Source organism: Devosia alba (genome assembly GCF_039938915.1).
Taxonomy (GTDB): domain Bacteria; phylum Pseudomonadota; class Alphaproteobacteria; order Rhizobiales; family Devosiaceae; genus Devosia; species Devosia alba.
Genome location: NZ_JBDUUI010000069.1, coordinates 1 through 288, shown reverse-complemented (window position 1 = coordinate 288; position 288 = coordinate 1). Strand labels below are relative to the sequence as shown.

Here is a 288-nt window from a genome sequence, read left to right as displayed (position 1 = left end):
CGGTAATGGAACGATTGGCATCATTCAGAAAATTGTGGAAAACGGAGAATTTAAAGAATCTTATCTGGTTATCAAAACTGATAAGGGCAAAACAGTTAGCTTATATAGATACAATAAAGACATTGAGAAACAGGTTATTGAGGAATCCGAACAAGAAAAGGATGGTCGGAAGATCGTGAAAGAGAAGATTGTCCGTAAGAAAGTTGGATCATTCTCTCAGTTCCCGGTAAAACTTGCCTGGGCAATCAGTATTCATAAATCACAGGGACAGACATTTGAAAAGATTAA

The 288-nt window shown here is 36.8% G+C and carries 1 protein-coding gene; it reads left to right on the top strand.

Going from position 1 to position 288, the window contains the following annotated elements:
* The coding region (locus ABFY71_RS18810; RefSeq protein WP_488645808.1) for a P-loop NTPase family protein at positions 1-288 on the top strand (288 nt) is incomplete at both ends.